The organism is Streptomyces sp. Z423-1, from assembly GCF_013009255.1.
In the GTDB taxonomy this organism is placed as follows: domain Bacteria; phylum Actinomycetota; class Actinomycetes; order Streptomycetales; family Streptomycetaceae; genus Streptomyces; species Streptomyces gossypiisoli.
In genome coordinates, this window is the sequence record NZ_CP053109.1 from 6,720,315 (window position 1) to 6,733,609 (window position 13,295).

Here is a 13,295-nt window from a genome sequence, read left to right on the forward strand (position 1 = left end):
TACCGCAGTATCCAGTGCTGCCACCATACGGGCCGTGGTCCACGGCAGGGTCGGATCGGCGTCGCCGGCGAACTGCGCCAGGGGTTCCTGCCGGGCCGGGAGAGGCGCCCGGGGGATGGGCAGCGGGAGCAGCTCGGCGGGTACGGCAAGGCCCGTGAGGAATTCGACGATTTTGTCGATGTTCGTAAGGCGGCGGCTGCCTGATTCCAACATGGACAGGAATGCCTGACTCAGGCCCGTGAGTTGGGCTATGTCCTCTTGGCGGAGACCGCCGCGGAGCCGAATAAGACGGCTGGCTCGTCCAAAGTCCCATGTAGAAAGGGCGTTTCGGACGTCCTGGTCGAACCAGACGTGCTCCGGAACGGTGGGGATGCTCGCCTCCCATGTTCGTGAGCGAGCGCAGGCGGAGCACAGCGTGTCCGTGTTGTACTGGCTCAGGGAGCAGCCGCATCGATCACAACGTCGCTGCGTCGGCTGTAACACCCTTTCCTCCCCTGGCCGAGCGCGCGGCCGACAGGCCCTTGTCGGAACCGGAATCACCTAAGTGATATCACCCTCGGAATGTGCGTAATCACCTTTCAGTGAACAGTCTTGGGGATCAGTGAGCGTCCTGGTGACAGAAGTCGCCTGGACCACGACCCAGTCAGTGCGTTCTGACGTACGGGAGATCCCGGTGATTGCCTCTCCAGGCCGGCTCGAAGCCGCCTCTGATCTGCTTGACGCCCAGCCGTCGGCTTTACGTGCCGTGCCCGGGTACGGCGAGTCCCCGTCTTGTTACCGTCCCCTGCTGGCGGGTTCGACGTCACCGGACCCGAGGCAGACCGCACTGCCGTGGAGGCTTCAGCTCGGGATGAGTCTGCTTCGGCAGCTCGGCGCTGCCGACGTCGTGCAGGCGGGGCTGCTGTCGGGACTGCGAGCGGTGGAGTGCGTTCGCGAGCGAGGGCTTCCTGCTGGACCGGTTCTCTGCTGTATCAAGCACTCCCTCGTTCACATCCCCGTCGAACCGGGGACGGCGTACAGGTGGCACGCTCCGCAGACCGTGTGCCGTGCGGAAACGTGGGTGTGCTCGGTCGACAGGCAGGGATCGGCGTACTCGACCTGCATGGGGGTCTGGCTGCTTCCCCCTGAGGGTCGTCACGTGTTCACCGACAGCGCCAGCCTCCTTCACGGGATCTCCGTGACACGGTCCGCCATAGCGCGCAACTCGGCGGTTCCGTATGGCGGTTAGCATCTCGGCCGTCCTTCTCCTGGCGATCGTCACCTTCTTGTTGATCAAGAAGGGCGGGCTGAAAGCGGGTCATGCGGTCGTCTGCACGTTGTTCGGCTTCTACCTCGCGAGTTCCTCGATCGCGCCGACCGTCTCGCAGGCCGTGACGAGCCTCGCCAACATGATCAGCGGGATCAAGTTCTAGCCGACCGCCGACGGCGCGCGACCCAACGCGGGCCACATCGCTCGGTCGTCCCTCTGGCAGCCGTCAGCCCGCCCTCGTGCGACTGCCCGTCGTTCCCCCGCTGTCGCCGCCCCTTCGATCCCCGTGAGAGAACTGATGAGTCACGAGATAGCCGTCGCGGTGTCCCTGGGCTCGGCCGCCCTGGTCGTCGCCGTCGCAGGACTGGCCGCATACTTCGCCTGGCTGTCCCGTAGCCAACGTTCCCAGGCCGCCCACTGGCAGGAACAGGTCGTGGCACGGGACCAGGCTCTGCACGGTCTCGTCGCCCAGGGCCTGGGCTCCGTCGCCTCCTCTGTGCAGATGCCGCTGCCCGCTGCGACGGAGTTCGACGTCTCCGACTGCCTGGCCGACTCGGGGTTCGTGAACGACCTGCGGGTGCTCGGGGAGCGGTATGTCGCCGATCTGCAACGAGTGCAGACGGAGACAGCGGTCTCGACGAGGCGCCAGGTCGAGGACGAGGCCCGTGAGGCGGCCCGGGCGGCGGTCAAGTCCTTCGCCACGGCCATGGTGAGCGTGGGTATCGACGTGAGCAGCGAGATTGCGCAGGCCTTCCGCCAGCACCACGACAGCGCCGTCTTCGCGACGCTGACCAGGATCGATCACGGTGTACAGCAGATGCTCCACCAGGCCCAGTCGTACGTCGTCCTCGGTGGGGGACTGCTCGGGCAGAGGTGGCCGGCCAGCACACTGACCGAGGTCGTGGGCGCGGCACAGGGGGCCATCCGCGACTACACACGCGTTCAGCCCTACACGTCCGACAGGGCCGTCATCAGCCGGATGGTCGGACCGGTGAGGCTCATCCTGAGCCACCTGCTGGACAACGCCGCCCGCTACTCGCCGCCGCAGACGTACGTCGAGGTGAGTACCCAGCCCGGACACCACGGGGTGACGCTCCTCATCGACGACGCCGGCAAGCGCATGAGCGATGAGCAACTGGAGCGCGCGCGGCAGATCCTGGAGGGCCGCCGCCAGGTCGACATCTTGGCGATGGAGGCCTATCCGAAGGTCGGCTTCCCGGTGATAGCCCTGCTGGCCCGCCGGTACGGCATTCAGGTCGTCCTGACTGGCCCCAACCGCTACGGCGGCATGCGCGCCTCGGTGTTCATTCCCGAGGCGCTGCTCACCAGCGTGCAGGACGATCCTGCGACGACTCAGCCCGCTCAGATCGAAACGAGCGCTGAGTCCGCGGTGACGGAGAACGGGCTGCAGATCCGGCGCCGCCGCTCCCCGGGCGGACAGCAGCAGACCACGGCGGCGAGGCGTGTGAGCACGGCGCCCGGCCGTCCGGGCGTCATCGGAGCTTGGCAGCAGAGCAGCAGAAGCAGCCGGGAGACGGCTGCACGGACACAGGAATCGAGGTCCTCGGACTCATGACGACGCAGGTGAACGGTGCCGACAACCGGCTCGGCTGGATGCTGAACGAGCTGGCGGACATGCCGGAGGTCCGCTTCGTCGTTCTGCTGGCGGCCGACGGGATGTCCATCGCCTATTCGGAGTCGGTGGACCGCGACACGGCGGACAAGGTGGCCGCCTCGGCCAGCGGCTTCCACTCGATCGGCGTGGCGCTGGCTCCCTTCTGCGGCGGGAAGGACAACGGTCTGCGGCAGGTGGTGAGCGAGTTCGACGAGGGGTTCCTCTTCGTCAAGACAGCCGGCGAGAACACGCTGCTGGCCGTTTCCACCACCGACCTCGTGAACGCCGAGATCGTCACGCACCGGATGAACGGACTGGCTGAACGCGTCGGTGAGGAACTGGCCAGTCCGGCGCGGCGCGAGCGCGGCGAAGGCGGCGCTCGGCCGTGAGCGGTCCGCGGCGCGATCCGGACATGATCCGGGCGTACGTCAGAACCAGAGGGCGCTCGTCTCCGTCCCGCGACGACCTGGAACTGACGTCCCTGGTGCGCGCCGCGGACCGACCGCTGCAGGGCCTCGACGCCGAGGCGGTCCGGGTGATGCGCATCTGCGACGGACCGTTGTCGGTCGCCGAGATCGCCGCGCTCCTGGACCTGCCCCCGACCGTGGCGCTCATCGTGGTCTCCGGCCTCCTCGACACCGGTCACCTCGACACGCCCGCGCCGGCCGACGCCCCGAGCATCGACATTCTGAAGGAAGTACTCGATGGACTCCGTGCTCTCGTCTGAGCACGTCTACCTGCCCACCACGGTGACCCGGTCGGCGAAGATCCTCGTCGCCGGCCACTTCGGGGCAGGGAAGACGACACTGGTCGGAAGCGTCTCGGAGATCAGGCCGTTGCGCACCGAGGAGCCGATCACACAGGCGAGCGTCGGGGTAGACGACCTCAGGGGACTGTCCGGCAAGACCGAGACGACGGTTGCCTTCGACTTCGGTCGTCGTACCCTCAGCCCGCATCTGGCTCTGTATCTCTTCGGCACACCAGGGCAGAACCGGTTCACTCCCTTCTGGGAGCACCTCTTCCGCGGCGCGCTGGGCGCCTTGGTCCTGGTCGACACCCGTCGGTTGGAGGACGCCGACGGCGTTCTCGGCCTGTTCGAAGAACGTGCCCTCCCTTTCGCCGTGGCCGTCAACGAGTTCGACGGTGCTCCTCGCTACTCCCTGGACGAGATCAGGCAGGCCCTCGCCCTTGAGGACGACGTTGTGCTCACGGCCTGCGACGCCCGCGACGAAACCTCCTCGATCCACGCGCTGATCGCCCTCGTCGACTACCTCCACCGATCCCGCCGACTGGAGCACCTCTCGTGAACAGGACGCCGACGCCACCCCCTCCCGGCTGCCCCGCCCACGCCGAGCAGTACCGCTTCCCGATGTACGCGCCCGAGTTCGCGGCCGATCCGTACGCCGCCTATGCGTACATGCGGGAACGGTACGGATCCCTGGCGCCGGTGTACCTCGATCCGGACGCCCCCGCCACCCTGGTGATCGGCTACCACGCGGCGGTACGAATCCTCCACGACACCGAGCGGTTCCCGGCCGACCCTCGGATGTGGCAGCAGACCGTCCCGGCCCACTGCCCGATCCTGCCGATGATGGAGTACCGGCCCAACGCCCTGCGCAGCGCCGGGGCAGCGCACACCCGCTACCGCACTGCCAACGTCGACGCCCTGGACAACGTGCGCCAGCACGTCCTGCACTCCACGGTGCAGCAGGCCGCCCTGCCCCTGATCAACCAGATCTGCGTCGCCGGCCAGGCCGACCTGCTCACGCAGTACGCGCACCCCCTGACCTTCCAGGTGCTCAACGCGATCCTGGGGTGCCCACCCGGGATCGGACAGCGTGTCGCAGCGGGGATGGCCGCCATCTTCGAAGGCGTGAACGCCGAGCAAGGCAACGCCATGCTTGCCCAGGCGCTCACCGAACTCGTCGACCTCAAACGCCGCCACCCCGGCATGGACATCGCCACCGGGCTGCTGATGCACCCGACCCAGCTCGACGACCTGGAAATGCTGCACCAGCTGGTCACCCTCTACGGCGCCGGCATCGAGCCCCAGACGAACCTGATCGCCAACACCCTGCGGCTGATGCTCAGCGACGACCGGTTCTCCGGCGACGTCCTGCGCGGGAGCCTCAGCGTCCGCGACGCCCTCGACGAACTCCTCTTCGTCGACCCGCCGTTGGCCAACTACTGCGTCTCCTATCCACCGGTCCCCGTCGAGGTGGACGGCGTGGTTCTGCCGGCCCATCAGCCGGTCGTCATCAGCATGGCGGCCTGCAACAACGACCCGGCCATCGCGTCCGACTACCGCGCGGGCAACCGCTCGCATCTCACATGGAGCGCCGGTCCTCACGTCTGCCCCGCCCAGCCCCTGGCCTACCTGATCGCGCAAGTAGCCATCGAGCAGATCCTCGACGCCCTGCCCGAGATGGAACTCGCCGTCCCTGTCGACCGCCTCACCTACCGCCCCGGCCCGTTCCACCGCTCCCTGACCGCGCTGCCGGTCCACTTCCCCCCATCGCCGCGCCTCACCCTGACCTAGGGAGAACCGAACATGGAGCTCACCCTCCCCCTCGTACTCGACCCCACTGGCCGTGCCCGCTCGAACGAAGAGACCGCCCTCCACGCCGCCGGTCCCGCGGCGCTCGTGGACATCCTCGGAGTGGCCGCCTGGTCGGTCAGCGACCCGGCCATCCTCAAGAGCCTCCTCAACGACCCTCGGGTGTCCAAGGACGCCAGCAAGCACTGGCCGGCCTTCATCAGCGGCGAGATCACCGAGACGTGGCCGCTGGCCCTGTGGGTCGGCGTGGACAACATGTTCACGGCCTACGGGGAAAACCACCGACGACTGCGGCGTCTCGTCAGTAAGGCGTTCACCGCGCGACGCACCGCCGAGATGGTGCCGCGCATCGAACAGATCACAGGCCGTCTTATCGACGAGATGGCCCGGACCGAGTCCGGTGAGGTCGTCGACCTGCGGGAGACCCTGGCGTTCCCCCTCCCCATCCGGGTCATCGGCGACCTCATGGGCCTGCCCGAGCAGGTCTGGCCCAGGTTCCGCACCGTGGTCGACGGAGTCTTCGACACCACGCTCAGCAGTGAGCAAGCCACCGCTAACACCATGGCCCTGTACGGCATCCTCACCGAACTGGTCGCCGCGAAGCGGACCACGCCCGGCGAGGACATCACCTCGGCGCTCATCGACGTCCGCGACGACGAGGGCGACGGCTCCGTCCTCTCGGAACAGGAGCTTCTGGACACGCTGCTGCTGGTCATCAGCGCTGGCTACGAAACCACGGTCAACCTGCTCGACCAGGCCGTCACCGCGCTGCTCACCCACTCCGAGCAGCTGGCTCACGTCCGCGCAGGGCGCGCGTCATGGGACGACGTGATCGAGGAAACACTCCGGTACGCCGCGCCCATCAGCCACCTGCCCCTTCGGTACGCGGTCGAGGACATCCCTCTCCCAGGGGACATGGTCATCCGCCAGGGCGAGGCCATCCTCGCTTCGTACGGGGCCGCCGGCCGCCATCCGAACCTGCACGGCGTCACCGCGGGAACGTTCGACGTCACGCGGAAGGACAAACAGCATCTCGCCTTCGGGCACGGCGCGCACTTCTGCCTCGGCGCACCCCTGGCCCGTGCCGAAGCCCGAACCGCGCTCCCCGCCCTCTTCGACCGTTTCCCGGAAATGGACCTCGGCGTGCCCGTCGCGGATCTCGAACCGGTCGCCAGCCTCCTCGTCAACGGGCACCGCACACTGCCCGTCCGACTGCGGCCCACCGGCCAGACCGGTTGAGCCGGGGCACGTCAGCCGGTACGTCACCGCACCTGACGCGGAAACGACCAGCTCATCCGCCAATGTCAGTGGGTCCTGGCAAGCTACCCACTCCACGTGAACACCCAAAGTATCTAGTCAGCTACATAACGCGGCCAGGCTGGATGCTCGGCCAACGAAAGGGCGCACGACGTGACCGAAATGCCTAGCGCACTCCGCCAGTTGGTGGAGTCGGTGACCGAGACGTACGCAGTGGTAGCCGAGCATCCCCGCCCCGGTGACATAAGGCCCTCTCTGTGGGAGGTCAGAGGACCCGGGGGCGAGCGGTGGTTCGCCAAGCAGCACGTGGGCTCGAAGCTGCACCGGCGTGAGGTCGAGGCCTACCAGAAGTGGATCCCCTCGCTTGGCTCCGACCGTGCCCCCGAGCTGATCGCCGCAGACCCCGAGGCGCGCACCGTACTGGTCACGACGGTGCCGGGGCGCAACCTCGACAGGCTCCGCTTGCCGACGGAGCAGGAGCGCAAGGCCTACGGGCAGGCCGGCGAACTCCTCGCCCGGCTTCATGCCGCCGCAGGCGATAACCCAGCTCCGGACACAGATGAGGATGCCTGGGAGGCGACGGTCGCCAAGTTGCTGGAGCGAGTGGCCCGGTACGTGCCGGCGCACGACATCGCCTTGGTACGCGCACTCGCTGAACACGCGCCCCCACGCCTGCCCCGGGTGGCGGCGCACGGCGACTACATGCCCAAGAACTGGATGTGGGACGAGGCCGAGCAACGGCTGCGGATCATCGACTTCGAGCGGGCCGAGTTGCAACCTGCCGCCCACCGGGACATGAGCCGGCTGCGGTACCGGATCCTGCACCACCAGCCCAACCTCGACGCCGCCTTCCACCACGGATACGGGCGTCCGCTGACCGAAGAGGAGCGAGTCGCCTGCCAGACGTATGCCGCGGTGGACGCGCTCGACTCCCTGGCCTGGGGGATCGAGCACCGCGACCTCGGCCTGGTCGACGAGGCCCACACCATGCTGGAGAACCTCCGCCTGGAGAACCACAGCCGTGTGTGGGGTGGGTGGCGACCGTGAACACCTTCTCCGGAACCGCCTCTTACTACCGTCGCTTCCGTCCAGGAATCCCGGACGAGCTGGCCGTCCTGCTCGACCAGGAGGCTCCTGAGGCCTCGCCGCGCCGGCTGCTGGACGTCGGAACCGGACCCGGGATTGTCGTCCACGCCCTCCTGCCCTACTTCGACGACGTCTTTGCGGTCGACGCCGACGTGGCGATGCTCACGGAGGCGGAAGGCGCGCTGCGCCCCATGCTCCCGTCGGGCCATCGGCTGCAGATCCGGCATGCCCTTGCCGAGGACTTCCTACCCCCGGACGGATGGAAGCCGCATCTCGTGACCTGTGGACGTGTCTTCCACTGGCTTGACCAGCCCCGTTTCCTCGAACGACTCAACGAGTACGTTGTCCCGGAGGGCGCCGTCGCAGTGTTCAGCGACCGCAGCTTGTGGACCTCGCGCAGCACCTGGCAGGAGGCGGCGCGAAGTGTCGTTCAGGAGTTCCTCGGTGAGGAACGGCGCGCGGGGGCGGGTCTGTTCGGACCGCCGGGCCCTCCGTACGAAGAGGTGCTACGCAACTCCGCCTTCTCGGACGTGTCCAGCGCCGTTGTCCCCGTGCGCCGCCTGTGGACGACGACCCAGGTCATCGGCTACCTGTACTCGACCTCGTTCGCGGCAGCGCACCTGTTCGGCGACAAACGACGGGCCTTCGAGACGCGTCTCACCGAGACCCTTGCCCCACTCACGGACGAGGGGCTGCTCATGGAAGAGAACGCCTTCACCGTGCTCATCGCACACCGCCCTTCACATTCCAAGGACCGGTGATGGACCTGAACGACTCAGACCGAGGCGCGGAGCTGATGGCCGACGTGCTGGAGGACCGTTACGGGCTCGTCGTCGACCTGGTCGAGCCGGTGCACATGGGCACGGACACGATCAACCGGCGGGTCCTGACCGAGGACGGGTTGCGGCTGTACGTCAAGGAGTATCGGACTACGGCGGATGTGGATGCCGCACGAACCGCCTGGGACATGTCGGAGTACTGCCGTGCCGCCCGCATCCCCATCCCGCGCGTCTGGCCGGACGCGGACGGCGAACTCGTCACCATTGCGGAGGGCTGCGCCTGGGCGGTGATCGATGAGGCGCCCGGCCGGGTGCCCACCACGGCGATGACGGTTGCCCTCGCGGAACACATCGGCGTCGTGATGGGGCGCATGCACCGGGTGTTGGCCGCCTACCCGATGCCGAAGCAGGTACAGCAGTCCCGCTGGCGGACCGCCACTGTGGAGGACACGGTGGCGAGGTGCGGCGGCGTCCTGGCGACGGCCCGCAGACGAGGCCATGACTGTCTCGCCCAACTACGGCTCGACCTCGACCAGCGGTGCGAGGATCTGCACCAGCATGTGCACCGACTGCGTCAGCAGCTGCCGGACGGGATGGCGGAGCAGGCCCTGCACGCGGACCTCACCCGCACCAACCTGGTCGTCCTGGCCGATGCCGTCACCGGAGTCATCGACTTCCGTGGCGCGCGTGCCCTGCCGCCATGGGAGTTGGGCCGGGCCGCATTCGACCCACGCACCGTCGCCAACAGCTCGGGATGGATCGCATGTGCCCTGGCGATGGTCGAGGCATACGTCTCCGAGAACCCGAGCCTTCCCATGGCGGAAGTGTGGTCCTGCGCCCGGATCGCGCTCCTCTACATGCTGTTCAGCCTCTACGGCGCCACCACCAGCGAGTACGGCCTTCCCCCGGCGGCCGAGGCCGATCTGAAGCAGCACTGGCGGGAGCGGCAGACGACGATCCGCCTGCTGGTGAACCATCTCGACGAACTCGACGACGCGCTCTCCCACCTTTCAGCGGGCGGGGGCTGCTCGTGACGGGATTCCGTAAGTCGATCGCGTCAAATCGCGCTCGCCGGCCTGGGTGCCCGCGCGCGTCCGGCGTGCTTTCCGTGCCTACTTCCGCACGCCTCGACCAATATCGGAGGGAAGGGATCCCCTATGCGCAGCAACCGTGTGACAGCCGCCGCGCTGCTCACTCTGGCGACCACCGGCATCGTCCGCGTCGTCCTCAGCGAACGGCGCCATCGTGATCAGGTGGTTCTGGAAACCGCGCGTATGCACCAGCAGTTGCTCGCTGCCCAGGTGGAACGGCCCGGTCTCCGCGTGATGTGGGGAAGCCTGGCACCGCTCGACTCGGCCGAGCGCCGGTTGCACCTGCACCGCAACGCGTGGGTCTCCGTGTGGGAGACGATGTACCGCGTTGGTGCCCTGTCCCGTGCCGGAGTGGACAGCGCAGCGCGCGCTGTCTTCGCGACACCGGAGGGCCAGCACTGGTGGGCCCGGGTTCGTGACGAACGGGCCAGGGGCATGGGCGACGCGCGCTCTCGCAGATTCCACGTCCTGATGGACACCGCGTACCAGGACGAGACCGGAACGGTCCTGTCGTCGGCGTTCCCTGAAAGGGAAGCCGACGACCTCGCATAGGGCGTCGTTCCTCTGCTGGTGCTGCCGGCCGCGCGCTCTCGGACCTCCAGAAGCACCCTGGAGGCCATCAAACGAGGACAGCCGGGACGTCGCGCACACCCGCTGGGAACTTCATCTGACCACCCCTCAAGCCCATAGACCAGGCAAGGAGCCATACCGGTGGAATACACCACGCCCGACGAGTGGGACGCGCACTACACCAGCGGCAAGTCCTTCCGGCCTCTCGGCGATGCCGAGCGCCAGCTGCTCGCCCACCACGCCGCGGCCCCCGACGGCGGCCTCGCCTTGGATGTCGGCTGCGGGACAGGCGAGCTCGCCCGCCACCTCGCCGCAAGCGGCTACACCGTCGATGCCATCGACTACGCTCCTGCCGCACTCACCCACGCCGAAGCCCACAACACCGGTGCTTCGACGGTTACTTACCAGGTGCGCGACATTGAGCGGGATGGCCTGGACGGCCTGCCCCATCCCACCTACGACCTGATCGTCTTCCGCCTCAGCTGGGCCTTCATCCGCGACCGCACCCGCGTCATGAACCGCCTGCGCGAACACCTGCGCCGGGGCGGGGCCGTCTGCGTCATCACGCCCGTCGCCGCCGCTTTGCCTGACAACAAGCGCGACATCGCCCTCGACGACGAGGAGATCGACCTCCTGTGCGCAGGCTGGACGGTCGCTGAGCGCCACGACGTGGACGGGCTCGCCTTCATCGTCCTGCGCCACCCTGCCCCTGCCCCGGTCGTGTGCGCTGGCAAGGGACGTCCCGCCCCGCACGCCCTGACTGGCGCGGGCGTCGTCGTCACCGATCCGGCGGGGCGGATCCTGCTGGGCTGGTCGGCACAGCGCGGAGTCTGGGAGCTGCCCGGCGGCAAGAACGACGCCGACGAGGACTTCCTCGTCGCGGCTGTACGGGAGCTTCAGGAGGAGACCGCACTGAAGGCCGACCCTGCGGGTGCGCGAATGCTGGCCCTGCTGATGGACTCCACCCACGGGATCCCGCGCCTGACGGCCGCCGTACGCGTTGCCGCCTACAGCGGTGAACCAGCCGTCACCGAGCCGCACTTGATCCGCCGCTGGGAGTGGCACGAGGTCGCCGACCTGCCCCACCTTGCCCAGCCACTGTTCACTCCGAGTGCGCACGTCATCGACACCGTCTGGCCTGGTCTGCTGACCGGCCTCCCACCCGTCCACCGTTACCCGATCACCTCGACCAAGGCGCACGAGCCGGTCGAACAGGCAGCGGAGGCAACCAGATTGCGGCATGCGATGGCCGACCAACTGGTCGAGGGCGACCGGGTGGATGCGGGCAGCCCGATCGACGCCGCCTTCCGGCGCGTCCCGCGCCACTGCTTCCTGCCCGGAGTCTCCCTTGAGGACGCGTACGACATCGAGAAGGCGCCCGTCACCAAGCGCACCTCGAGCGGGGCGGCCACCAGCAGCGTTTCGGCACCCTGGCTGCAGGCACTCATGTTGCGCGACGCTGACCTGCGCCTCGGCGACACGGTGATCGAGGTCGGCTCAGGCGGCTACAACGCTGCGCTCGCCAAGGAGGTCGTCGGTCCGCACGGCATCGTGTTGAGCATCGACATCGACCCATGGGTCACCGATCGCGCCCGCCGGTTCCTCGACGACACCGGTTACCACCAGGTCATCGTCCACCTCGGCGACGGCGAGACCATCCCAACCGCGCTTGCGGCGCCTGGAAACGTGGACGCGGTGATCGTCACCGTCGAGGCCCGCGACATCTCGCCGTCCTGGATCGGCTGCCTTGAAGAAGGTGGGCGTTTGGTAGTCCCTCTGCGCATCCACGGCTACACCTGGGTCATCCCTTTCACCAAACGCGGGGGAGCGTTGGTCGCGGACACGTACATCGTGTGCGGATTCGTCCCCCTTCAGGGCCCCGGGTATCGCGAAGACCACATCATCCAGCTCCGCGGCGGCGAGATCACCGTACGTTTCGCCGACGGCATCCCCACGGACACCAGCCGCCTCGACGCTGCCCTCGACATGCCCCGCATCGAGCGATGGACAGGCGTCACCATCCCGGGCAACGTGCCATTCGACATGCTCCTGCTCTGGCTCGCGACCCACCTTGACGAGGGGTTCGCCCGCGTTGCGGTCGACCCCGAGCTCGACACCGGCATCATCCACCGCCCCGGGGGCTGGGACGCTGCTGTTCTTGTCCGGGACGACTCCCTTGCCCGCGTCCTGGCCCGCAAACTACAGGTCGACGAATCCGGCACGAACCTCTGGGAGTTCGGTATCCATGCCCACGGCCCTCGCGCCGACGAACTCGCCGAGACGATGGCCGACCTCGTCATCGCCTGGGATCGCGACGCACGCGACAGCGCCGGCCCGAAGCTGACCGTGTATGCGGCCGACGCCGATCTTCCCGCATCCGATATGACGCAGGTAGTCACGAAGGGCCATAGCTGCCTCGTCTTCGACTGGGGCACTTCCGGTGCTTCCAAAGGCCAACGCCTCTCCGAGGCAGGCAACTGACGGCGCCGAAACCAGATGTGCCTGAAGTTCACGGATGTCGGCGACGCGTGAATCGTGACCGATGGAGTCGGCGGTCAGTTCGCATCACTCGCAGTCCTGGGCCGGGTGACGTTCACCTGGCCCATGGCCCGGTCGATCGTGATCTCGATGACGACGCGCTCCGGATCAGGAGCCGGCGTCCGCCCGTACCGGTCCGCGTAGCGGGCCACGGCAGCTTCGACCGCTGCCGCATCGGTCAGCACTTCGGCCGTGCCTTCCAGGGTGGCCCAACGACCTCCATCGACCTGGCAGACGGCCACGCGGGCTTCGCCCGGACGGGACGCCAGAATGTTGGCGACCTTCTTGCTTGATTTGCGTGTGATAACCCGGGCGACTCCCGCGTCGGCGTCAAGGGTCACGCCGACGGGTACTACATGCGGGCTTCCGTTGGAACGAAGAGTTGTCAGCGTGCACAAATGGTACTCGTTCCAGAACGCTGAGTACTCGTGAGTCTGGCTGAGTATGTCGCTAGGCATGTCGAGGAGCGTAACGCGGAGCAGTGTGCAGGTTGGCGTGAAAGTGACCCCTCGCACAGGTGCATGCGTGCCGACGGGTGGCTGGAGTTTGCACC

13 protein-coding genes and 1 pseudogene are annotated in these 13,295 nt (G+C 67.8%); 12 read left to right on the forward strand and 2 right to left on the reverse strand.

The genetic code is table 11. The features are described 5' to 3' along the window. Positions 1-138: 138 nt before the first annotated feature. Positions 139-540, reverse strand: a pseudogene (locus HJD23_RS44220) (helix-turn-helix transcriptional regulator); the annotation flags it as partial. A 677-nt stretch (positions 541-1,217) separates the two neighbouring features. On the opposite strand from HJD23_RS44220, the gene HJD23_RS30135 reads away from it, so the two are divergent. The 12 genes from HJD23_RS30135 to fxlM all read left to right on the forward strand — a co-directional run bounded on the left by HJD23_RS30135 (position 1,218) and on the right by fxlM (position 12,685). Continuing rightward, positions 1,218-1,412 carry a hypothetical protein gene (locus tag HJD23_RS30135; RefSeq protein ID WP_171110834.1) on the forward strand — a complete coding sequence of 65 codons (195 nt, stop codon included), beginning with the start codon at positions 1,218-1,220 and terminating at the stop codon, positions 1,410-1,412. Positions 1,413-1,547: 135 nt separating this feature from the next. Further along, the gene (locus HJD23_RS30140) at positions 1,548-2,825 is read left to right on the forward strand and encodes a sensor histidine kinase (protein WP_171110833.1); all 1,278 of its coding nucleotides are present in this window, start codon (positions 1,548-1,550) and stop codon (positions 2,823-2,825) included. Further along, entirely contained in the window at positions 2,822-3,253 is a 432-nt protein-coding gene (locus tag HJD23_RS30145) for a roadblock/LC7 domain-containing protein (protein WP_171110831.1), read from the forward strand. Before HJD23_RS30140 ends, HJD23_RS30145 begins: the two co-directional genes overlap by 4 nt. Then, positions 3,250-3,591 carry a DUF742 domain-containing protein gene (locus HJD23_RS30150; RefSeq protein ID WP_240980857.1) on the forward strand — a complete coding sequence of 114 codons (342 nt, stop codon included), beginning with the start codon at positions 3,250-3,252 and terminating at the stop codon, positions 3,589-3,591. The genes HJD23_RS30145 and HJD23_RS30150 overlap by 4 nt, the downstream gene beginning before the upstream one ends. After that, positions 3,569-4,171: an ATP/GTP-binding protein gene (locus HJD23_RS30155; protein WP_171110829.1), complete on the forward strand. Its 603-nt coding sequence runs from the start codon at positions 3,569-3,571 to the stop codon at positions 4,169-4,171. Before HJD23_RS30150 ends, HJD23_RS30155 begins: the two co-directional genes overlap by 23 nt. Positions 4,172-4,233: 62 nt before the next feature. After that, positions 4,234-5,403, forward strand: coding sequence for a cytochrome P450 (locus tag HJD23_RS30160; RefSeq protein ID WP_171111823.1), 1,170 nt, complete (start codon positions 4,234-4,236; stop codon positions 5,401-5,403). Between the two features lie 12 nt (positions 5,404-5,415). Further along, positions 5,416-6,660 carry a cytochrome P450 gene (locus HJD23_RS30165; RefSeq protein WP_171110827.1) on the forward strand — a complete coding sequence of 415 codons (1,245 nt, stop codon included), beginning with the start codon at positions 5,416-5,418 and terminating at the stop codon, positions 6,658-6,660. A 180-nt stretch (positions 6,661-6,840) separates the two neighbouring features. After that, a complete protein-coding gene (locus tag HJD23_RS30170) occupies positions 6,841-7,725 on the forward strand; it encodes an aminoglycoside phosphotransferase family protein (protein ID WP_171111821.1) in 885 nt (294 codons plus the stop codon). Next, the gene (locus HJD23_RS30175) at positions 7,722-8,525 is read left to right on the forward strand and encodes a class I SAM-dependent methyltransferase (protein ID WP_171110825.1); all 804 of its coding nucleotides are present in this window, start codon (positions 7,722-7,724) and stop codon (positions 8,523-8,525) included. The genes HJD23_RS30170 and HJD23_RS30175 overlap by 4 nt, the downstream gene beginning before the upstream one ends. After that, on the forward strand, positions 8,525-9,577 hold the full coding sequence (locus HJD23_RS30180) for a phosphotransferase (protein ID WP_206326050.1): 1,053 nt from the start codon (positions 8,525-8,527) through the stop codon (positions 9,575-9,577). Before HJD23_RS30175 ends, HJD23_RS30180 begins: the two co-directional genes overlap by 1 nt. A 123-nt stretch (positions 9,578-9,700) precedes the next feature. Next, positions 9,701-10,186, forward strand: a complete 486-nt coding sequence (locus tag HJD23_RS30185; protein ID WP_171110821.1) for a DUF6082 family protein — start codon at positions 9,701-9,703, stop codon at positions 10,184-10,186. Positions 10,187-10,345: 159 nt separating this feature from the next. Then, on the forward strand, positions 10,346-12,685 hold the full coding sequence (gene fxlM / locus HJD23_RS30190) for a methyltransferase, FxLD system (protein WP_171110819.1): 2,340 nt from the start codon (positions 10,346-10,348) through the stop codon (positions 12,683-12,685). A gap of 74 nt (positions 12,686-12,759) precedes the next feature. Here the strand turns inward: fxlM and HJD23_RS30195 are convergent, their stop codons facing one another. After that, positions 12,760-13,200 (reverse strand): TIGR03618 family F420-dependent PPOX class oxidoreductase, encoded by a 441-nt coding sequence (locus HJD23_RS30195; RefSeq protein WP_171110817.1) that lies wholly within the window; start codon positions 13,198-13,200, stop codon positions 12,760-12,762. Between the last annotated feature and the right edge of the window lie 95 nt (positions 13,201-13,295).

What these genes read in the sequence shown, in the direction of transcription:
- HJD23_RS30195 (WP_171110817.1), bottom strand. Translation starts at nt 13,200, where the DNA reads ATGCCTAGCGACATACTCAGCCAGACTCACGAGTACTCAGCGTTCTGG.
- HJD23_RS30170 (WP_171111821.1), top strand. Translation starts at nt 6,841, where the DNA reads ATGCCTAGCGCACTCCGCCAGTTGGTGGAGTCGGTGACCGAGACGTAC.
- HJD23_RS30165 (WP_171110827.1), top strand. Translation starts at nt 5,416, where the DNA reads ATGGAGCTCACCCTCCCCCTCGTACTCGACCCCACTGGCCGTGCCCGC.
- HJD23_RS30140 (WP_171110833.1), top strand. Translation starts at nt 1,548, where the DNA reads ATGAGTCACGAGATAGCCGTCGCGGTGTCCCTGGGCTCGGCCGCCCTG.
- HJD23_RS30145 (WP_171110831.1), top strand. Translation starts at nt 2,822, where the DNA reads ATGACGACGCAGGTGAACGGTGCCGACAACCGGCTCGGCTGGATGCTG.
- HJD23_RS30185 (WP_171110821.1), top strand. Translation starts at nt 9,701, where the DNA reads ATGCGCAGCAACCGTGTGACAGCCGCCGCGCTGCTCACTCTGGCGACC.
- HJD23_RS30135 (WP_171110834.1), top strand. Translation starts at nt 1,218, where the DNA reads ATGGCGGTTAGCATCTCGGCCGTCCTTCTCCTGGCGATCGTCACCTTC.
- HJD23_RS30180 (WP_206326050.1), top strand. Translation starts at nt 8,525, where the DNA reads ATGGACCTGAACGACTCAGACCGAGGCGCGGAGCTGATGGCCGACGTG.
- HJD23_RS30160 (WP_171111823.1), top strand. Translation starts at nt 4,234, where the DNA reads ATGTACGCGCCCGAGTTCGCGGCCGATCCGTACGCCGCCTATGCGTAC.
- HJD23_RS30155 (WP_171110829.1), top strand. Translation starts at nt 3,569, where the DNA reads ATGGACTCCGTGCTCTCGTCTGAGCACGTCTACCTGCCCACCACGGTG.